Source organism: Micromonospora sp. CB01531 (assembly GCF_001905095.1).
In the GTDB taxonomy this organism is placed as follows: Bacteria; Actinomycetota; Actinomycetes; order Mycobacteriales; family Micromonosporaceae; genus Micromonospora.
Map to the genome: position 1 here is coordinate 12,459 of NZ_LWLS01000098.1, position 21,397 is coordinate 33,855.

Consider the following 21,397-nt stretch of genomic DNA (forward strand, 5'->3'; position numbering starts at 1 on the left):
CGCGATGCCCCAGCCGACCGCCGCCGATCCCACCCGGGACACCGGCCCGCGCAACCTGGACCCGCAGCTCGACGCCCTCGGCCATCGCCTCGAACACGCGGCGCTGGTCCGCATCCCCGACCCCGCCACGGCCACCGGCAAGGCCCCCGCGCCCGCCGGGGAGCACCAGGTGCTGCGGTTCCAGTACAACCCGGAGACCCTGACCCGTACGCGGCAGGGCAACTGGGAGGCGCGCAAGCTACGCCGCAGCGGCGTCTCGCCCCCGCAGGAGGCGCGTACCGAGCGCGGCGGCATGGGCTCGGGCGCTGTCAACGCCGAGTCCGAGCAGATCAGTTTCAAGCTCGTCTTCGACGCCACCGAGGCGATCCTGGCCGGGCGCGCCGACGCCGGCACCACCGGCGTCCTGCCCGAGCTGGCGTTCCTCGAGATCGGCGCCCGGGGCCGGGAGAACCCGCCAGCGCCCGCCCCGGCCAAGGCCGCGGCCAGGCCGGGCCAGAAGGCCCAGCCGGTCCGGCCCGACGAGATGCTACTCGTCGTCGGCGGGCGCGCCTTCCCGGTGGTGATCACCAGCCTGACCATCACCGAACAGAAGTTCCTGCCCACCCTCGTGCCGGTGCGCGCCGAGGTGGAACTGCGGCTGACCGTGCTCGAATCCGGCGAGTCCGCGTACCGGCAGTGGATCAGCACGTCCTTCACCGCCCTGATGAAGCAGCGTACGGACGCCGCCGCGGTGGCCGACTTCGGCGGCTCGCTCAAGGCGGTCACTGACGCGCTGACCACCGCGTTCTCCGGCGGTACGGGAGGGACGGCGACATGACCAGCCCGGACCGCGGCTCCCGCCACTTCGGCACGCCGACCTATCGGCGCGAGGTCGACGGGGTGCAGGGCGAACCGCTGCTGTTCGAACCGCGCCTGCGCACCCCGCCGGAGGCGACCACCCGACACCGGGTCGTCGCGGGGGAGCGCCTCGACCTGATCGCCGCGCGGCTGCTCGGCGACCCGCACCGGTACTGGCGGATCGCCGACGCGAACCCGACCGCGGGCGTGGACGCGCTCGAGGAGCCCGGCCGCGACCTCGACATCCCGGACGGCCGCTGATGGCCGGCGCGCAGCGCGACGCGGTCCTGCGACTGTGGCTCGACGGCCGTCCGTTCGAGCGCAGCGACCGCTGGGTGCTGCAGGTCGAGGTGGACGAGCGCACCGAGGACGCGTCGACCTTCCGGATCGTGCTCGACCTGAGCCCGGTCGACGGGCCCGACGGCGGCGACTGGGACCTGCTGGAGCGCGGCCGGTTCGCGCAGGACCTGGGGTTGCCCGACGTCGGCCTGATGCGCCGGGTGACCATCGGGTTCGGCCTGACCGGCGGCGACTCGGGTGCCCCCGACGTCGACGAGATCGTGCTCGACGGCTACGTCACGGCCGTGGAGGCGGTCCTCGGCGAGTCCCGGGTGCCCGACTCGAGCCTGGTACTCACCGGCACCGACGCGATGTGCCTGATGCACCTCAGCACCGCCACCCGGGAGTGGTACGGACTCAGCGACAGTGACATCGCCGGCGAGCTGTTCGGCAAGTACGGCTTCGCGTCCGGCCCGGCCTCCGTCGAGGCGACTACGCCGATCCGGGAGCAGAGCCGGGCGAGCATGGTGCAGCGCGGCACCGACGCGCAGTTCCTGCGTTTGCTGGCCCAGCGCAACGGATACGAGCTGTTCCTCGAACCGGTCCAGGGCGAGGTACGGCCCGGGTCGCACCCGACGACCTCGGTCACCGGGCACTTCCATGCCGCCCGGCCCGGCGCGGAACCGCAGCCGGTGCTCGAGCTGTTCCCCCGCGAGGCGCCGACCGTCATCGAGATGCGGGCCCGCTGGGACAGCCACGCCGGTTCGCGCTGGCGCGGCTGGCACATCGACGAGGTGAGCCGGCGGCTGCAACAGGCCGACGTGACCGATCCCGGCTACCTGCGGATGGGCAGCCACAGCCGGGGCCAGTTCCTGGCCACCCGGCTCGCCGAGATCGCGCCGGTCCGCGCCGGGACCGCGGTGCCCGGCACGGCCGGTGACGGCGCGGGCGCGCCATCCGGCGACGCCGCGGTGCAGGTGCTCGACGTGCAGTCCGCCGCCGTCCCGCACTCTGGGGCGGAGCTGCTCGCGCTGACCCGGGCGGCGTACCGGTCGTCCGACTGGTTCGCCACCGCGCACGCCACCGTCCGCGGCGAGCGGTATCCGGCGATCCTGCGGTCGCGGCGGCCGGTCGCCCTGGCCGGGGCGGGACACCTGCTCGACGGCACGTGGTACGCGCAGGGCGTCCGGCACCGGTGGGGCGTCGACCCGGCCGAGCCGCACCGCGAGCAGACCACCACCCGCTACGAGGCCGACGTGACCCTGGTCCGCAACGCCCTGGGCGGCATGCCATGACCCGCGCCCTCAGCTTCCCGTTCCACGCCGACGACCACGGCGCGGCCGCGACCTCGCCGCTGCCGGACGCGGTCCGCCAGCAGGTCGAGCAGATCCTGCTGACCATCCCCGGCGAACGGGTCGACCGGCCCGACTTCGGCTGTGGCATTCAGCTGCTCGTGTTCGAGGCGGCCACCCCGACAACCGCGATCTCGACGGAGCACGTGGTGCGCACCGCGTTGCACCGCCACCTCGCCGATCTCATCGACGTCGAAGGAGTCCGGGTCAGCACCGCCGACGGCGAGCTGCGGGTGGAGATCCTCTACGTGCTGCGCGCCACCGGGCAGGAATCCGCGCTGACCGTGACGCACCCGCTGGAGGTGCGGGCGTGACCACCCGTATCCGGCTGCCCGCCGGACCGCAGTTCCGCGCCGGAGTGCTCGCCGCGGCCGCCGCCTTGCGCGCCGACACCTCCGGCGAGCCACACGTGTGGCAGCTGCCACCTGGGGAGTCGCAGCTGGACGGCGGCGTCGAGTTCGGCGTGCCCGGCCGCGACCTGGCGATCGAGGGCACCGGCAGCACCCTGGTGGTCAACGGCGGCGACGGCCCGGCCGTGCGGCTGGTCGGCGGCCGGGTCCGCGTCACCGGCCTGGGCGTACGCGCGTCCGGCGGCGCCCTGGTCGGGCTCGACGTCGCCACCGATGCCTCGGTGCTGGAGGGCGTACGCCTGGCCGACCTGCGCGGCGCCGACGTCACCGCGGTCCGGGTGCGCGGGGGCCGGACCCGGCTCACCGGCCTGCGCGTCGACCGGGTCAGCTCCCGCACCGGACCGGCGAGCGGGCTGGATGTGCTGGTCACCGGCCGGGCCGACGTCCTGGATGCCCGGCTGCGCGGCATCGCCGGGCCGGCCGTGCGCGGCCTGCGGGTCGACGCCGCCGCGGGCGAGGTGCGCGACGTGGTCCTCGCCGACCTGCAGCCTGCCGACGAGACGGGACTGGTCACCCTCTCCGTGGCTGCCGCGTTGGCGGTGTCCGGGGTGTCGGAGGTGCGCGAGATCGGCGCCGGCGACCCGGTCGCCGCGCTCACCGCCGCGCAGGCCGCCGTGCAGGCGAGCCCGGCCGGCAGCGAGCACACCTGGCTACTGCCGGCCGGCACAGTCTCCTTGCCAGCCGGGCTCAAGCTCGGCGCCGCCGGCCGGGTCCTGCGGCTGCGGGGCCGGCGCACCGGCGGGACCGCCACCGAGCTCCGTGCCGGCGTGGGCGGGGCAATCGCGGGCGACCTGGTGGTGCTCGACCTGACCGGCAGCGAGGTGTTCGTCGACGAGGTGCAGGTGCGGGCCGAGGCGACCGGGGCGCTCACCGCCGTACGGGTCCGGGCGCAGCGGGCGGAGGTGTCCGACCTGACGCTGCGCCGGCTGCGGGGTGCGGAGGTCACGGGCCTGGAGGTGCAGGCCCCGGGCGGCGCGGTCGGTGTGGTCGACCTGGTCGCGGACGACATTGTCGCCACCAAGTCCGTCGCCGCCGCCCGGCTGGGGGCGGAGACGCTGGTGCTGACCCGGCCGCGGATCTCCCGGATCACCGGTGCGCAGCGCGCGGCCGGCATCGACGCCGTCGCCACCACCACGCTGAGCGCGGCCTCGGCCGACGTGAGCCGCGTGACCGGCGGCGCCACCGCGGTCGGCGCTGCGCTGCGTGTTTCCGTTCCGGCCGGCGAGCTGTCGGTCCTCGGCCTCGGCGCCGACCAGGTCACCGCGACCGGCGATGCCGTCGGTGCGGCATTGCTTGGCGGCGGCGACACGGCGGCCCGCGGGATCACCGTGATCCGGGTGTCCGGGGGGCGCGCGGTCGGCCTGCTGGCGGCCACCACCGGGGCGCTGGACCTCGACGGCGGCGCGATCCGCGACATCCGCAGCGCGACCGGCGGGTCGGCCGGGGCCCGCCTGCTGATCGGCGGCGAGTCGGCGCCCGCCCGGCCGGTCCGCGTGCACGGCGTCCGGATCGAGGCCGTCGCCGGGGCGCAGCCGGGTGCGGCCGCCCGTCCGCCGCGCAGCTGGCTGGACGCGATCGACCATGGCCTGCCGTCCGCCGTCGCGGGCTTCGGCGATCTGCCCCTGCCGGCGACCGGTGCGCCCGGGCACAGCGAGGAGATCAGCGGCCTCGCCGTGATCGTGGTGCCGGTTGCCTCTGCCGGGCCGGACGCGGCCGTCGACGTCGTCGGCTGCGGACTGCACCGGATCAGCGGCACCGCGCTGCAGATCGACGCCGAGGGGCGCCCGGTCGCGGTCCGCGGCGTCGAGGCCTGGACCTCGGTACGCGGCGGCTGGATCGACGGCGAGGACGTGCTGCTCGCCCAACTTACCTGGCACCGGCACCGGACCGGGATCGAGCTGGGACCGGCCGCCGTCCAGCTCGCCGACGTGATCGTCACCGACGTCGAGGCCGGCCTGCCGGTGGTCGGCGGCGACAGCGGCGACCGGGCGATCGCCGCGTTCACCGGCCGGTCCCAGCCGCCGCCACCCGGGGAGAGCTCGTCATTCCGGTGGGCGCCGCTGGAGCTGGCCGTGCCGGCGGATCTCGGGCCGGCTGCGGAGCTGGTCGCCCTGTATCTGCGCCCGGGCCCGCGCACGCCGCTGCCCGCGTCCGTGGTGGCCGGCGGCCTGGCCCCCGCCACCGACATCGACCTGCGGCTGACGCGGGGCAGCCCGCTGCACGGGCGGGCCCTGCGGGTGCCCGGCGATGGAGCCGGGCCGGTGTTCCTCGGCGCCTGGCCGGATGTCGCGGCCGGCTGCACGCTGCGCGACCCGCTGGCGGCCCCGCCCGCCGCGAGCCCGGCACCTCCGGACGTGGGTCCGCTCGTGGACTACCTCGCCCGCGACGCCCGCAGCCTGCTCGCCGTGATGCTGCAGCGCGCCCGGGTGGCGATGCCGCAGTGGACCGTCACGAATGCCGCGGACCAGACCCGGATGCTGCTGGAGCTGCTGGCGAACCGGCTGGACCGGCTCTCCTACCGGCAGGAGGTCGCGGTCGCCGAGGGCTACGTCGGCTCTGCCACGCTGCGCCGGTCGGTGACCGACCACGCCCGCCTCGTCGACTACCGGCCCGACCTCGGGCTGTCCGCCACCGCGATGATCAAGTTCGAAGTCGACGACGGCGGCGAGCCCGGCTGGACGCTGCCCGCCGGCACCGTCGTGGTCAATCGCGACCCGTCGGTGGAGGCCGTGGTGTTCACCACCGAGAGCGCGCTGCCGTACCGGCCGGAGCTGAGCGGAGCCGCGCTCGCCTCACCGGTGCCGCCCGGTGCGACCTCCGCCGAGCTGGCCGGCCACCTCGACGTCCCGGCCGGACGGTGGCTGATCCTCGCCGGTGTCGACCCGGAACACCCGGATCTGGTCGACCACACCCGGCCGTCGCACGTCGTACGGGTCACCCGCGCCGACCGGGCCGGCGAGGTCACCCGGGTGTTCTGGGACTTCCGGCGGGCCGCGCGGGCCGGCTTCGACGTCGAGACCTCCCGCGTGCTCGGCAACGTGGTCCCCGCCCACCACGGGATGCCACTCACCCCGACGTCCGATGTGGACTGCGGCTGGGGTTTGCTCGGCGAGCTGCTGCGGCCCTGGCGCGAACAGCTCACGCTGGAGGTCGACAACACCGCGGGCGAGGTCCGCGAGGTCCCGCTCCCGCACGACCCCACCAGCGTTCAGGCCGGCGGGTGGCCGTTCCCCGGCGAGGAGGGCAGCCGGGCCGGCGCGTACCGGCTCGAGCTGCGCGTCGACGGCGAGCCGTGGCTGCTGGCCGACTCCCTCGCCGCCGCCGGGCCGTTCGACGAGCACTTCGCGATCCGGCCCGCGGTGGATGGCGGCGACGCGGTTCGCGTCGGCGACGGGACCAACGGTGCCGCCCTGCCGCGCCGGCGGGTCCGGCTCGACCTGGCCACCCGGATCGGCCTGGGGGTACGCGGCAACGTCGGCGCCGGCGTGCTCACCCAGGTGCTGTCCTTCGGCGAGTCCGGCGACCTGCCCGGCGTCCTGCCCGCCGTGGTGACCGACCGCGAGCAGGAACTGCTGCGGAGGGTGACGGTGACCAACCCGCTGCCGGCCGTCGGCGGCCGCGATCCCGAGGACGTCGAGCGGGTCCGCGCCCGGGCGCCGCTCGCCGCCCGGCAGGGCCTGACCGCGGTCGTCCCGGCGGACTACGAACGGCTGCTCACCGCGCGCTCGGAGGTCGCCGGCGTCCGGGCCCGGTACCGCCGTGCCGGCCTGCGCGACGTGGTCCGGGTGACGGTGCTGCTCGCAGGCGAGGACGCCCTCACCGCCGCCGGCGACGCCGGGACCGCGGAACGGCTGCGGCGCTGGATGCGGCTCCGGGCGGAGCTGGAACGGGCCCGGCTGCTCGGCACCGACGTCGAACTGGTCCCGCCGGTGTTCGTCCCGCTCGACGTCGATCTGCTCGTCGACGCCGAGCCGGGTGTGGCCGCCGAGCCGCTGCGCGCCGCCGTCGTCGACGCCCTGTCCGGTGCCGGCGGGCTGCTCACGCCCGACGCGTCCGGCCTCGGCGGCGACGTCCGGGCGGACGCGCTCTACCGGCGCGTGGCCGGCGTGCCCGGCGTGCGAGCGGCCCGGCTCCGCCGGCTGCGGCGGCTGCCGGCCACCTCCGGCGACCACAGCACCGGCGGGGTGCTGCCGGTCGGCGACGACGAGGTCGCCGTGCTGCGTGATCCGCTCGGCCGGTCCGTCCGGGACGGGCTGCTCACCGTGACCGTCTGCGGAGGTGTGGCATGAGGGCCCGGACCCACGGCGAGCTGCTGAACGACATGCTTCAGCACGCCCGCGACGAGTTCCGCGACGCGCAGCCGGCATGGGATCCCGCCCGCCCCGGCGTCGAGAATCTGCCGGACCACGGGCGCGCGCTGCTGGACAGCTACGCCGCGGCGCTGCACGTGCTGTGGACGTACCAGGGTGCCTGGACCGACGAAGGGTTCCTGGCCGATCCCCAGCTGCCCGCCTCGGCGCAGCGGCTGCTCGAGCTCGTCGGGCTGCAGCCCGATCCCGGCGCGGCCGCGACCGGGCTGCAGGCGGTGCGGTGCGTCACCGGCCGGGACGGCACGATCCCACCCGGCTTCGCGGTACGCGCACCCGCCGCCGACGGCCGGCTGGCGCAGACGTACGAGACCCTGCGGGCCCGCCGGGTCAGCTGGCGACTGAACGAGCTGCGCCCGTACCTGCCTCCCGGCGCCGACGACGGCGCGATCCCGGCGGCGCCGGGCGCGGTGTCCGCCGTGGTCCCACCGGCGAGCGGACAGTCGTCCGACGGACCCTCCCCGTTCCCGAGGCCGTCAACGGCCGCGGGAATCATCGGCCGGCTCCAGGCCGCCCGGGCCGGCACCCTTGCGCAGCGGCAGGCCGCGCAGGCCCGGCAGACCGCGCTGCGGCTGGCCGAGCTGGCCCGCGTGGTGGCGCCCACAGCCGATGGCGCAAGCTGCAACGACACCTTCTCCCAGCTGTGCCGGCAGCTGGGCGCGGAGGCGGCCGCCGCCGCGGGACCCGCCGCCCCCGAGCCGGGCCCGCTGTCGGAGTCGCAGGAGACGCTCATCGCCGCCCTCGCCCGGATCGCCGTCGCCCAGCCGACCGGGCTCGCCGCCCTCGACGACGCCCTGCGCCGCTGCGCCGACGAGGACGACGCCTCCTGGTCACGGCGGCTCGACAAGCTCGCGTCCTTCCTCGACCTGCTCGTCGCCGGGCTCCAGCAGCACGCCCGCGACCAGGTCGTGCTGCTGCACGGCCCGGCCGCCCTGCAACGCATCGACGAGCTGGACCCGGCCGGGACCGGCGCCCGGTCCGGCATCGCCGAACCCGGCACCGACGCCCTCTACCTGTTGCCGGACCGGCTCGGCGGGCACGACGGCCTGCTCACCCCCGGCGACTGGCTGGTGGTCGGCGAGGACGACCCCGACGCCTCTCGCGACGGCGTTGCCGGCGTCGCGCGGATCTACCACGAGGCGGTCCAGGTCGTCCGCGTCCACCAGGAAGTGCCCGCCGGGCAGGACCGGCCGATGACCCGCATGACGTTCCGGCCCCCGCTGCGCCGTCGCTACCGGCTGGCCGGCGCCGTGCTGCTGGGCAACATTCTGGAGATCAGCCACGGCCGCACGGTCCGGGAGTCCGGGCAGCGCGACGGCCGCTTCCTGGTCCCGGCGCAGTCGCCGCTGACCTGGCTGCGCGACCCGGGCCCGCAGGCCGCCGAGGGCCGTACGGCCCAGCTGACGCTGCGCAGCGGCGGCCGGGAGTGGAGCCGCGTGCCGGACCTCGCCGGCCGGTCCGGGGTGGAGCCGGCCTTCACCGTCGAGACGCAGCCGGGCCTGCGGGTCCGGGTCCGCACCGGCGACGACCACGAAGGCGCGTCGCTCCCGCCGGGCGCGGCCTACGAGCTGGAGTACCGGGTCGGCGTGGGCATCGAGGGCGACCAGGAGCCGGGCGCGATCCGGGACTTGGCATCGGCGCATCCCGCCGTGCTCGACACCAGCAACCCGCTACCGGTCACGGGCGGCGCCGACCCCGAGCCGATGGAGCGCACCCGGGCCCGCGCCCGGGCGGGCCTGCACGCCCTGCAGCGGGCGGTCAGCGCCGACGACGTCGCCTCGCTCGCCACCACGTATGGCGGCGTCCGCCAGGCGAGCGTCGCCGAGGGGGTCCCCGGGCGTCGCCGGGTGCTGCAGGTCGTCGTGTCCGGTGACCGCGGCGAGGCCCTGGACGACACCGAGCTGGTCCAGCTCGCCGCGTTCCTCACCGCGCGGATGCCGCCGTCGGCCGGGGTTCGGGTCCGCTCCCGGAGCCTGCTGCCGGTCCGGGCCGCGATCCGCCTGCTGGTGCCGGACGGGGACGACCCCCTGGGTGTGCTCGCCGCCGCCTCGGTCCGGCTCGGCGCGGCCCGCGCGGACGGTGCGCCGCCCGGGCTGCTCGACCCCGAGGCCGCGGTCCTCGGCCGTGACCTGAACCTCTCCGATCTCTACCGCGCGCTCGACGGGCTGCCCGGCCTGGCGTCCGCCGAGGTAACGCTGCTGCACCGTGCGGACGAGCCGGCCGCGCGCCGGGAGCGGATCACCGCCAACCCCGCCGACCTGCTGGTCTGGGCGCCCGCGGAGGCCGGCGCCGAGGCGCTGCGACTGTCCTGGGCCACAGCGGTGGACCGATGAGCGGGCCGCGGCGGGTCGCCGACCTGAGCGCGCCCGGCCGGGCGCTCGCCCGGCTGGTGCCGCAGATCTACCTCACCCGCGACGCGACGCTGCCGGACCGGCCGCTGCTGCGCCTACTCGAGGTGCTTGCCACGCCGCTCGCCGACCTCGACCGGGCTATCGACGACCTGCTCGACGACCACTTCGTCGAGCGGGCCCGGGCCGACGTGCTGCCGTTGATCGCGGAGCTGGTCGGCGCCCGGCTGCTCGGCACCGACCCGCGGACCAACCGCGCGGTGATCGCGTCCACGGTGAGCTGGCGCCGCCGCAAGGGCAGCCTGTCCACGCTGGAGGAGGTGCTGGGCGCGACCACCGGCTGGGCCGCCGAGGCGGACGAGTCCGCCCGCTCCGTGCTCGCCACGCAGGACCTGGACGACCTGCTGCGGCACCGGGGCCGGACCGCGGAGCTGACCGATCCGGTCGTGCTCGCCGACCCGCTCAGCCGCCGGCCCGCCGAGGCCGCCGCCCCGATTCTCGGATCCGACGGGGATCTGGACGGCCTGCTGCGCGAGCTGGGCGCCGCCGACGCGCTGCGCCCGGCTGTCTCGCCGCGCACCTTGGACCTGGACGGCTGGGCCCGGCCGGAACGGGTGGTCGTGCGCACGTCCCGGCTGGCGGTCCGCGAGGTCGACCGGCAGGAGATCGTGCATCTGCGCGCCGTCGCCCACGTGGCCGATCCGCCCGCCGGACCCTCCCGCTTCGTGGGCCTGAGCCTGGATCCGCGCGGCGAGCACCACGACAGCGACGGCCGGTCCTTGCCGTTCCCGCTGGCCGCAGTGCGTGTCCCGGGCGACCCGCTGCCCGACGTCGGGCCGGTGCTGTCCGAGCCGGACCCGGCTCCGCCACGGGCCGCCGCGCACGGAGCCGACCTGCTCACCGCCAGCGCGCTCTCGCTGGACGCCGGCCGGGGCACCGACGTCGTCACCCTCTTCGTCGACGACGTGCCGGTGGTCGGCGGCCCGGCCGCGGCCGAGCCGCCACAGCCGCTCACCTACCAGCCGCCGGGCGCCTTGCCGGTGCTGCGGCTCGCCGACGCCGGCCGCCCGGCCCCAGGCGAACGGTGGGAGCTGCAGGTCGCCGCGGTCGACCGGCCCGACGTGCTCGGGACCGGCTGGGCCGACCCGGCGGTGCCCCCGGCGACGTCGCCCGCGGCGGACAACCCGGTGGTGCTGCAGACCGTGGCCGAGCCGGGCGCCGTCGTGGCCCCGCAGACCACGCCCGCCGCTGTGGTGCCGCGTTCCGGCGCCCGGGTCGGGATGCGGGTGCGGCGCCTGAGCGGCGCCGGCTACCGCCGGGACGCGGACGCCATGTGGTCGGTCCTGGACGTCGTGCCGCGGCGCGGCCACCCGGTCAGCCCGGTGGTCACGGTCGCGGACCCCGGCGGGGTGCTGCTGGTACGCATCGAGGACCCGCCCGGCGAGACCCTGCGCCTGTCCCGGCTGCGCCCCGACGACCCGGGTGCCGACTGGGACTCCGTACCGCTGGAACTGCCCGGTCTGAGCGCCGCGTTGCTCGGCGACGTCGGCGACCCGGGCCCATGGCTCGCCGCCGCCGGCGCGGACGACGCCCTCCTGCTGGCCGGCCCGGTCCAGGACGACGACCGTCCCGCGGTGCTCGGTCTGTGGCGGGTCGCCGCCCCCGGCCCGGCAACCGGCCCGCTGACCGGGGTACGGCTGGACACCGCGGGCGGCCCGGCGCCGAGCGCTCGCACGCTCACCGCCGCCTGCGTGGCTGCCGGTCGTTTCTGGCTTTTCGGCGGCCAGGACGTGGGGACTCGCGCTGTGCTCGCCGATCTGTGGTCCGCACCCGTCGCCGGGCCCGGGGGCTGGACTCGGCACCGGACCCGGCACGCGCCGCCGCGTACCGGCGGGCGGCTGGTGCCCCTCGGCGGCTTCTTCGTGCTGCTCGGCGGCGCCTCCCGGCCGGGCGCGCTCGCCGAGCAGGTGCTGGTCGTCGATCCGGGCGCCGACCGCCCGGTGTGGACGGAATTGCCCGCCCTGCCGATCGAGACCGGCCGTCCCGGGGTGCTCTGGGCCCGGGACGACGGGCCGGACCTCGAAGTCGTGGCCTGGCCGGACCGGGCCCGGCCGCGCACGCTGCGGCTGACGGCCGGCGAGCGGGCGTGGGTCGACGCCGGCCCCGACGCGGGCGACGCCCCGAATCCGCCGGCCGAGGGCGACGCGGTCTTCGCCGGCGACCAGCTGATGGTGCCCGGGCCGGTGCCGCTGCCGGCCAGCGAGGTGGTGCTCGGCGTCGGCGGTCGTGGCGTCCTGGCCTTCCTGCCCGGCGTGGACCCGGCCGACGACGCGGCGGAGGTCTTCCTGCTCGACGCGGACGGCTCGGCCGAGCGCTGGATCGCACCCGGCACGACTGCCGGCGCCGGACTGCGGCTGGGCGCCGGCCGGGCCGCGCCGCCCGTACGGCGGGAGGCACCGGGCCGCCGCCTCGGCATCCCCGGCCGGCTCGGCCGGGCCGAGTTCCGGCTCGGCCAGCGCAGCCTCGGCCCGTGGGACCGGCCGCTGGCGCTCGACCTGGACGGCGTCGTCGCGCTGGACCCCCGGCTCGGCCGGCTCCTGCTGCCCCGCGTGGTCGTCGCCGGTGGCCGGCTGTCCGCCAGCTACCGCACCGGCCGGGCCGAGGCGCTCGGCGCGGGCTTCGCCGGAGCCGGTCGTGCCGTGCCCGGCGACTGGCAGGAGCCGCCCGACCCGGTCGACCCGCAGCGCTGGACGCCGGCCACCGCCCCGGAGCTCGACGGCACGCTGGTGGGCGGCCCGGCGGCCGTCACCGCCCAGGTGCTTCCCGGGCGCGCGGGTGAGGTGCTGGACGGCCTGCCGTGCGTCGCCGGGCCCGGTGCGGCGGTGCGCCGCGACGCTCCGGAGATCCGCCCCGGCGTGCGGGCCCACGTGGTCGCGGTGCCCGGGTCACCGCGCCTCGAGCCGGACGTAATCACAGTCGCACAGGGGGACGTGTTCTCCCTCTTCGGCGCTGCTGGCGGCGCGGTGCCGCATCTGGGCGCCGAGGACGGCGTCTCGCTGCGGCTGCAGGAACGGCTCGCCCAGGGCGACGACTCCGCCGCGGGCCCGTCCTGGTTCCTCACCGGGCTGTCCACCGACGGCGCGGTGGAACTGCTCGTCGGCGCGGGCCTGCTCGACCTGCGCTGGTGCGATCTGGCCCCGCCCCGCCGCGACGACCCGGCGCCGCGGACCGGTCTCCGGGTGGCCGGCGTCGCCGCGGCCGGAGTGCCGCGCTGGCCGCTGCCCGAGCCGGGCGCGGGTCTCGACCCGGCTGCCGTGGGTGCCGGCTCGGTCGGCCGTCCGGTCAGCGTCCGGCTCGTCGGATGCGTGGTCGGCCGGATCGAGGTGCCGCCGTGGGTGCAGGTGATCGCCGCCGGATGCACGTTCGACGCGGGTGCCGACGACGCCGAGGCGATCGCCGCCGCGGGCGCCGCGCTGCGGCTGCGGCATTGCACCGTACGGGGAAACGTCACCGCCGGGCGGCTGGAGGCATCGTCCTGCCTGATCCGCGGCCGGATCGACTGTGACCGCCCGGACCGCAGCTGGCTACGGCACTGCGCCGTCGACACCATGGGCCCGGCGGCGACCGGCGGGCCGCTGCGCTACCGCACCGCCGACGGGCCGATCTCGCTGGTCTCCGTCGCGGCGACCGACCCCCGCTACCTCGTACCGGACGACAACAACGACCTCGCCGTGCCCGGCGCCGGGGAGCACGGCCTGCAGCCCGGCGCCCACGGTCGCCGCGCCCGCGGCCTCGCCGAACTGACCGGCCGTACCACCGAATTCCTTCCCTTCGGGCTGGTGCCCCACCACCTGGACCGTGCAGCCGCCGACCTGCGGCGAATGAACCGGAGACTGCCATGAAGGCCGCGACGTCCCGTGACCGATTCGACGAACGCCGCCGGTTCACCGGCCTCGGCGAGCAGATGGGCCGGATCCGGCTGGACGCGGACGCCAACGAGCTCACCGCGATCTGGCGGACCGAGCATCTACGGCGCAGCGCTGACCTCGCCGAGGGCTCGCCGGACGACGGCTTCCGGGCCACCGACACCCACCTCATCGACCCGGTCACGTCGACCGCCGGCTGGGCCGTGACCGGGCTGCCGGACGACGACGAGCGGCTCATCAGCGTCGAGCTGGGCTTGGTCCGGCGCGACCCCGAGACGCTGCCCAAGGTGATCCGGGTGCGCGGCGTCACCGTCGTCGAGCGGACCCTGCCGCAGCCGGTGGACCTGCTCCGGCTGCCGGTTCCAGGGGGCGGCGGCGCGACGTACGCCGCGGCCGCGCTGGTGCTGCCGGTGCGCTTCGTGCGGCCGCGCGCCGACGACGAGGTGGTCGCGACCCGGGTGTTGTTGCGCGCGGCCGACGGGACAGAACTGCTCGTCGACGGCGGCGTGGTTCCCGGCCTCGACACCGATGCCGGTGCCACCGGCGCCGAGTGGCTCGCCGTCCGCGTCGACGCCCTCGCCGCGCTGCCGCGTACTCCGCTGCCGGACGGCGGGGAGGCGGCGCTGCTGGCCGGCTGGGGCCTCGCCGGGCTGCCGCCGCGCGCCGAGGTGTACCTGGGCAGCCTGCTGGCCGATCCGGAGCTGGACGAGTCCGACGTGGTGCTGCGCGGCGGCGACGGGACCCTAGCCGGGGCCGGGCGGATCTACCACCAGGGCATGCGCTCGTTCCTGGAGCAGGACTGGCGGTACTCGCTGCAGCCCGACCTGCCCGATCCCGAGCCGCTCGTCCGGCCCGCGCCGGTGGTGCTCGGCGACGGCCGGACGGTCTTCCCGAGCCACCTGCTCTACCTCGACGTCAGCGAGGTAGAGGTGCACGGGTTCCAGGACTCGTTCGTCCGCGAACCCGCGCTGGACGGCGAGGACACCACGTTCCGGACCCGTCAGCTCACCCAGGTACGGGCCGTGTTGCAGGCCCCGGACGAGCGCGGCCTGCCCCCTCGCGAGCCGGGCCTGGCCGGGCCGACCACCGACGCACGGCTGCGCACCGACATCGCCAGCGGAGAGCTGCCGGACCGGTTCCCGGCCGAGCAACCCGACGTCTGCCGGGACCGCTGCCTGTCCACCGAGAACGCCTCGGTGGGCGAGGGCTATACCGGCTCCCGGAACCTGCATCTGCGGATCGAGACGCTGCTCGACGCCGGCCCGGGCGGCCCGGTGGTCGGCTGGTCGCGCAACAACGCAGCCACGGTCGTGCCGCTGCGCGCAAACGCCCCGGCCGGCCAGATCCGGGTGCTGGTCGACCCGGAGGCGGCCGCCGCGTTCAGCCCCGGTGACGTGGTCGTGGTGGAGGACCGCCGCAGCCGGCTCGACCCGGGACGTTCCGCGCACGCCCCGGCGCTGCGCCGGCTCCGCGCGGTCGATTCCGCGCAGGGCATGCTCGAGTTCGAGCCCGACGGCCACACCCTGACCACCGACCCGCGCCCGCTGCCCGCGGGCGGCGGGCTGCCGCGCGACTTCACCACCGTCGACGCGGCCGCGGTCCGGCGCTGGGACGGCGCGGACTGGCTCGTCACCGGCGTGCGTTACGCCACCTCCGACGGGCTGACCTGGGCCTTCTCCGGTCCCGCCCCGGCCGTGGCCGAGTACTGGACGTGCACCGCGCGGGTGGTCGCGATGGACGGCACCGCGCGCGGCGTCCTCGAGCGGCTGACCGACGCCCCGGTCCGCGGGCCGGTGCACGTACGCACCCCGATCGGGCGGGTGGAGTGGACCCCGACCGGCCGGCGGCTGGTCGACCTGCGCCGCCAGTTCCTGCCGCTGCAGGAAGTCCGCGACCGGCTGATCGAGTTGGGCCGGCGGCGGCTGTCACCGGGCGCGTTCACCGTGGTGGTCGGCGACGGCGTCGGCACCTTCGGCGACGTCGATCAGAACATCGCCGAGGGGGTCACCGGCGACGAGGCCATCCAGGCGGCGGTCGACCTGCTGGGTGCTGGTGGCGGCACGGTCTACATCCGCAAGGGCAACTACACCCTGGAGCATCCGGTGCTCGTCAACGGCCGCAGCAACGTGCGGATCCTCGGCGACGGCGAAGCGACCACGCTCACCGTCACCGGCGCCGGCGGCGCGTTCTACGTCGACTGGTGCGGCCACGAGGGCGACGTGTCCATCGAGCTGATGCGGCTCGTCGAGGCACCCGCAGACGACACGCCGTTCGGCAACGGGACGATCGCCGGCGACGAGGTGGGCACCGGGGTGGGCCTGCCGCCGCCGGTGGCCGGCGGCCTGGGCGACGCGGTGCCGCTGTCTCCGACCGACCTGCCGGTCCTGTCCGGTGCCCTGCCCGACCTGGTCGACTCACTCGCCGTGCGGCTCCGGGGGCTGGAGGTCTTCGGGGGTCGGGCCTCCGCGTCGGTGGTGCGCACGATCGCCGAGCTGCGCCGGTTGCAGCGACTGCATCCGGGCCGGCCGCTCGAGGAGACCGCTCCAGATCAGCTCGCCGTGCTGCAGGGGCTGCCGCACGGCGTCGTCACCGTCGCCGACTCGAGCCGGGTCACGCTGCAGCGGCTGGACGTGCTCGCCCGTGATCCGGGTGGGCGTACGGCGCCGCAGGCGGGGGTGCTGATCTGTGGCACGGTCGCCGACATCGCCGTGCTGGACTGCCGGATCGTCGCTCCGGACGGGGTCCGGGCACTGCCGTACGCCCGCTTCCTGACGCCGCTCGCGCTGCTGCGGCGCCCCCGCGCCGGGCTCGCGGTGAACGGCCTCACCGTGCGCGGCAACCGCATCGAGCCGCTGCCCGGCGTCGGCGCCGGTACCGGCGTACGGATCGCCGACGGACTGCTGCTGGCCGTCGCCGTCGAGGAGAACCGGATCGCCGGCTTCGGCGCCGGGATCGTCGTCGAGGACCAGGCCGAGCAGCGGCTCGGCGAGCCGGTGGACCGCACCGTGGTACGTGCGAACCGGGTGACGGGCGCGGCGCTGACCGGCATCGTGGTCACCGGCGACGGCGTGGACGTCGAGGACAACGAGATCCGCCTGGCCCCCGGCACCGCCCGGCTGCGCGCCGGTGTGCGACTCGCCGGGGTCGGCTGCCGGCTGCGCGGCAACTGGGTGTCCCTGCCCGCGTCCGGTGGCGCGCCCGGGTTCGGCGTCGAGGCCGGCGTCCTGGTCGGCGACGGCGTCGACGACGGCCCGGCGGTCGCCCGAGCCGTGCAGGACGTCGAGGTGAGCGGCAACCGGGTGGAGGGCGCGGGTGCGGCAGCCGCCTCGATCGGCGTGCTGATCGGTGGCCCACAGCCGGTCACCCAGGTCCGCGTCAGCGACAACACGCTGCGCGAGCTCGGCGGCTCCGGGGTGCAGGCCTGGGGATACCTCGGCCTGGTGGGCGACCTGCGGGTGGACGGCAACAGCATCGAGGGCGTGGCGCTGGCCGACCTCGCCTGGTCCGCCGGCCTGGTGGCCGCGGCCGGCGACCTCGCTCCGGACGCCGGGGTGGCGGGCGCCGGTACCCCGCGCGACGTGCTCGAACGGCTGCTCGCTGGGGGACCGGGCGACCGGCGGCAGGCGATCGACGGCGTGCTGTCCTGGCTGGAACGCGCCACCCTGCGCGGCGGCGTGGTGCTCAGCCTCGTCGACGGCGCGCTGGTGGACGACAACCGGATCGTCGACGTCGGCACCCGCCAGGCGCAGGCCGCGGCGGTGCCGGACGCCCCGGTGCAGACAGCGGGCGTGGCCGCGCTCGGCGGCAGCGAGCTGGTGATCCGGCACAACGCGGTCGAGCGGATCCGCGGGGTCGTGGTGGTGACCCCGGGCGGCCCGATCGTGCCGCCGATCTTCCGCCCGCCCGTCCTGGACGTGCTGCGCCGGCTGGATATCGTGGACCCGGGCGGCGTCGTCGGGCTGAACGTGCACGGTTCGGTCGTCGCGGTGCGCAAGCAGCTGATGGAATATGCGGTCGCCGACCGCACCACCCGGCAGCGGCTGGGCGGCCGGATCTACGCAACCATGGACGCGGTGACGGATGCGCTGCAGCAGCAGGGCACCAGCGGCCGCCGACTGGCGCAGCAGCTCGCCGGCGCCGTCGACGCCATGCGCGACGCGCAGGGCTCCGAGCCGCACACCGCCGCGGCGAACCTCGCCCGCGCCGTGCTCTCCGACGCGGCCGCGCTCACCGCGGCGTCGCCCGACGAGGGGACGGCCTGGAACCTGGCCGCCCAGTTCGACCGGGCCTTGCTCGGCGAGCAGCCGGACATCCGGGAGGCCGCGAGCGCGGTCGCCGAGGCCGCGCCCGGGCAGCTGACCGGGCTCGAGGACCTGGGCTTGGACGTCGCCGCCCAGGCCGGCGCGGTGATCGGCGGCACCGGCAGCGCCGCCGCGCAGCGGGCGGCCCAGCTGGCGCTGGCGGGCTCGCTGGGCACTCTCGCCGAGGGCCGGGCCCGATCGGTCGCCTTCGCCCGGTCGATGCCGGCCGGCGGACCCACCACCCGGGACACGACACTGCTCTCCGGCACCGTGCGGCTCACCCTGGAGCAGCTCGGTACGCCCGCTCCCGGCCAGCTCACCGACGAGGCGCTGCGCCGGCTCCAGGAGGGCGGCGACGCGCTGAGCGCGACGCTGGACAACGCCCACCGCGAGCTGGCCGCACGGCTGCGCGCCGACCTCGGCACCACGGTCGCCACCCGTGGCCGGCCCGCCGACCTGGAACGGCTCGTCACGACGCTGGAGGACGTCCAGCGGTTCGCCGCGCAACCGGCCACCGGCGCCCGGGTCCGGGCCGTCGACGTGGAGAGCCAGCGTGGCCGGTTCGACGCCGAGCTGGCGATCCTCACCGCCGACCGGATCAAGCGGCAGGTCACCGACCTCGCCGTCGACTCGGTGGCGGAGGCCACCCGCGGCCTGCGCCTGCTGCAGCGCAGCACCGCCCAGCTGGTGAACCTCGTCGCAGGCCGGCCGGAGTCGCTGCGCCGGCAGGCGGCGCTCGCCGCCCGCGAGGTGACCGCCGCGATCGAGGACGTGGACCGACGCGAGCAGCACCGCGCCGCCGCGAGCACCGCGTTGCAGGCGCTGCAGGACGAACAGGCCCGGCTGGCCGGAGTGGCGATCTCGGCGGCCGCGACCACCGGGGACGGCACGCCGGGCGGCGCCGCTGACGACCCGGACGCGGCGGGGCGGCTCCCGGCGCTGGCCGCGCTGCTGGCCGAGCTTCCCGGCATCGCCGACGCGCCGGTCCGGGCCGAGGCCGCCGAGCTCTTCGACAAGCAGGTCCGCCGTACCTGCGACGTGCTGGGCCTCGGCGCCGACGAGCGGGCCTCGGTGCTCGGCCGGTTGGCCGCCGCGTTGCCCGCCCTGACCGGCGCCGACGGCCCGGCCCGCGAGGTCGGCACCGCAGCTGCCGCGCGGCTGCTGGACGAGCTGTCCGCCCGGGCCGCCCAGGGCGAGGAGCCGGCGCCGGCGGCGCTGGCCACCCGGACGCTGATCGGGGTGCTGAACCGGGCGATCACCCCGGCGGTGACCGACCGCGAGCGGCTGGAGTCCGTCCAGCGGTGGACGCTGAGCACCGCCGACTCGCTGTCGCCGTCGATCGCGACCCGGCTGAGCGCCGCCACCGAACTGTCCGCCGTGCTCACCACGGTCCGTACCGGCCTCGGCGGCCTGCTGCCGCTGCGCCCGCCGGGGCTGACCCCGCGGCCACTGCCGGAGCGTCGGGATCCGCAGCCCGCCGACGGCCTCTTCGCCGCCGGGGTCCGGGCCCGGCTCGGCCTGTCCGGCAACCGGGTGCGCACGGCCCGGGCCGGCGCGGTGGTCAGCGGCGGCGCCGGACATCCGCTCGCGCCGGTCGACGACGGCTCCGGGCTGGAGCTCTCCGTCGAGGCCAACCGCATCGTCGGCGCCGTGCTGGTCGGGATGGACCTGCGTCCGGCCGGGCCCAGCCTGGTCGACGTCGTGGACAACGAGCTCGGCGGCTGCGCCGGGCTGCCCGAGGCGGGCGACCGGTCGGCCACCGGCGCGGTGCTCGGGGTGAGCGGCACCGGTCAGCTCGTCCTCGCCCGCAACCGGTTGCGCCGCAACGGCGATCCGCAGTGGCGCCGGTTGCTGCACGAGGTGGCGATCGACTGGCGCGGCGACGTCACCGTGCAGGACAACATCGTCCGGCACACTGGCGCCGGTGCCGGCGGGGCCGGCGTCCTGGTGCTCACCGACCCGGTCGCTGCCGACCTGGTACGCCGCCTCGCCCAGGAACCGGCGCTCACCGTGGAGCCCGCCACACCCGCGCCGCCGGTCGCATCGCTGCCACCCGGCGGCACGGTTCTGGACCTGCCGGACGTGCTCCAGGCCGGGCTCGGTGACCGGCTGCAGCCGCTGACCTCGGCGGCCGCCGCGACCACGTTCGGGGTGGGCGCGTTCCGGATCGCCTCCCGTGACCCGCGGCCGGTGATCGACCGGGTGCAGCTCTTCGACCCGTCCGCGGTCGTCCTCGATTCGGTCGCGCCGGCCGCCGGCGAGCTCGAGCGGTTCCGCACGCTGGACACGCCGGCGACGGGGCGGCTGCTCGAGAGCATCCTGCGGATCCCGCCGCGGCTCGTGCTGCCGTTCCGGCCCGCCCGGCGCGCCGTGCACGTCGGTGGTAACGACGTCGTGGCCGCCGGACCGGCTCTGCTAGTGCTCGCAGATGGCCCCAACCTCGCCTCGGTGAACGTGGTCGGCAACGAGCTGGAGAGCACCGGCGGCGGCGGAGCCGTCTATCTGCGCCAGGTCGACACCACCGTGTTTGCCGCGAACCGGTGCGAGTGCCTGCCCGGGGTCACGGTCGCCGTGCTGCGCGGGCGCCGCTCGGTGCTGACCGTGACCGGCAACGTGGTGCTCGGCAGCCAGCCGGCGATCCCGCCGCCGCTGCCGCTCCCGCCGATCCGGCCGAAGCTGAACCAGGTCGGCGACGTCACCCTCGCGGTGGCGGTCGGCCCCGAGGCGTCGGTCTCGCTGCCGCTGGACGCGGTGGCGATGCTTAAGGCGCTGAACCGGCCGGGCATGACGGTCTTCGCTACCCAGGCGGCCGAGTCCGAGGTGCTGTTCGGCCGGTTCGCCCGGCGTACCGCGGTGACCGAGGACCCCCGGATCCGGGAGCTGCTCGCGGCCGGCACCGCGGGCAGGCTGATCCAGCTGGGCGGCGGCGGACAGAGCCCTCTCGTGCTGCGCCCGGTGACCCGCTTCCCCATCCCCACGCCGCCGAACCCGACGCTGCCGAACCGGCCCCGGCCGGACCTGGGCACCGCCGAGCGCGGCGCGGTGGGCGCCGAGGCGGTCAATGACGAGGCCGTCGCCGCGGCCGAGACCACGCCGCAGGCGGAGACCGTACGGCTGCTCATCGACACCACCAACAAGATCCTGGCGGCGCCGGAGCTGGACGGCACGGCGAAGCTGTTCGGGGTGGCCACCACCACCGGCATGACCACCACCCAGGCTCGGGCGCTGGTGCAGGCGCAGTTGACCGCGGCCGGCGGCGACGCCGACGCGGCCCTGGCCCGCGGCCTGGTCGCGCTCACCGGGATCGAGGACGTGGCACCCACGGCCACCGAGACGGGCGGGGCCGCCAACCTGCTGGAGGACGTCGTCGGCCTGGCGCTGCGCAGCAAGCTGCTCGGCACCGTCCAGACGCCGCCGATCATCGCCAGGCCACCGGTGCCCCGCCCGGTCGACCCGGCCACCCGGTCGCTGGTCGTGCTCGGCGGCAGCCGGGTCGGCGTGCTCAACAACATCACCACGGCCGGCGTCCACGTCCAGGACGCCGTCCAGTCCATCGAGAACAACCTGTGACCGAGAA

At 76.7% G+C, this 21,397-nt stretch carries 8 protein-coding genes; all 8 read left to right on the forward strand.

Annotated elements, in window-relative coordinates; translation table 11 throughout:
* The first annotated feature begins 4 nt into the window (after nt 1-4).
* From A6A27_RS30230 to A6A27_RS30265, 8 genes are read left to right on the forward strand one after another with little or no spacing between them, the layout of a single operon-like run.
* Nucleotides 5-817, forward strand: coding sequence for a hypothetical protein (locus A6A27_RS30230; RefSeq protein ID WP_143194248.1), 813 nt, complete (start codon nt 5-7; stop codon nt 815-817).
* Nucleotides 814-1,098 (forward strand): LysM peptidoglycan-binding domain-containing protein, encoded by a 285-nt coding sequence (locus tag A6A27_RS30235; protein WP_073838051.1) that lies wholly within the window; start codon nt 814-816, stop codon nt 1,096-1,098. Before A6A27_RS30230 ends, A6A27_RS30235 begins: the two co-directional genes overlap by 4 nt.
* Entirely contained in the window at nt 1,098-2,411 is a 1,314-nt protein-coding gene (locus A6A27_RS30240; protein WP_073838052.1) for a hypothetical protein, read from the forward strand. Before A6A27_RS30235 ends, A6A27_RS30240 begins: the two co-directional genes overlap by 1 nt.
* Nucleotides 2,408-2,782 carry a GPW/gp25 family protein gene (locus tag A6A27_RS30245; RefSeq protein ID WP_073838053.1) on the forward strand — a complete coding sequence of 125 codons (375 nt, stop codon included), beginning with the start codon at nt 2,408-2,410 and terminating at the stop codon, nt 2,780-2,782. Before A6A27_RS30240 ends, A6A27_RS30245 begins: the two co-directional genes overlap by 4 nt.
* Nucleotides 2,779-7,167, forward strand: coding sequence for a baseplate J/gp47 family protein (locus tag A6A27_RS30250; RefSeq protein WP_073838054.1), 4,389 nt, complete (start codon nt 2,779-2,781; stop codon nt 7,165-7,167). The genes A6A27_RS30245 and A6A27_RS30250 overlap by 4 nt, the downstream gene beginning before the upstream one ends.
* A complete protein-coding gene (locus A6A27_RS30255) occupies nt 7,164-9,578 on the forward strand; it encodes a baseplate J/gp47 family protein (protein WP_073838055.1) in 2,415 nt (804 codons plus the stop codon). The genes A6A27_RS30250 and A6A27_RS30255 overlap by 4 nt, the downstream gene beginning before the upstream one ends.
* Nucleotides 9,575-13,495: a phage tail protein gene (locus tag A6A27_RS30260; RefSeq protein WP_073838056.1), complete on the forward strand. Its 3,921-nt coding sequence runs from the start codon at nt 9,575-9,577 to the stop codon at nt 13,493-13,495. The genes A6A27_RS30255 and A6A27_RS30260 overlap by 4 nt, the downstream gene beginning before the upstream one ends.
* Nucleotides 13,492-21,390, forward strand: a complete 7,899-nt coding sequence (locus A6A27_RS30265) for a hypothetical protein (RefSeq protein ID WP_073838057.1) — start codon at nt 13,492-13,494, stop codon at nt 21,388-21,390. Before A6A27_RS30260 ends, A6A27_RS30265 begins: the two co-directional genes overlap by 4 nt.
* Nucleotides 21,391-21,397 lie beyond the last annotated feature (7 nt).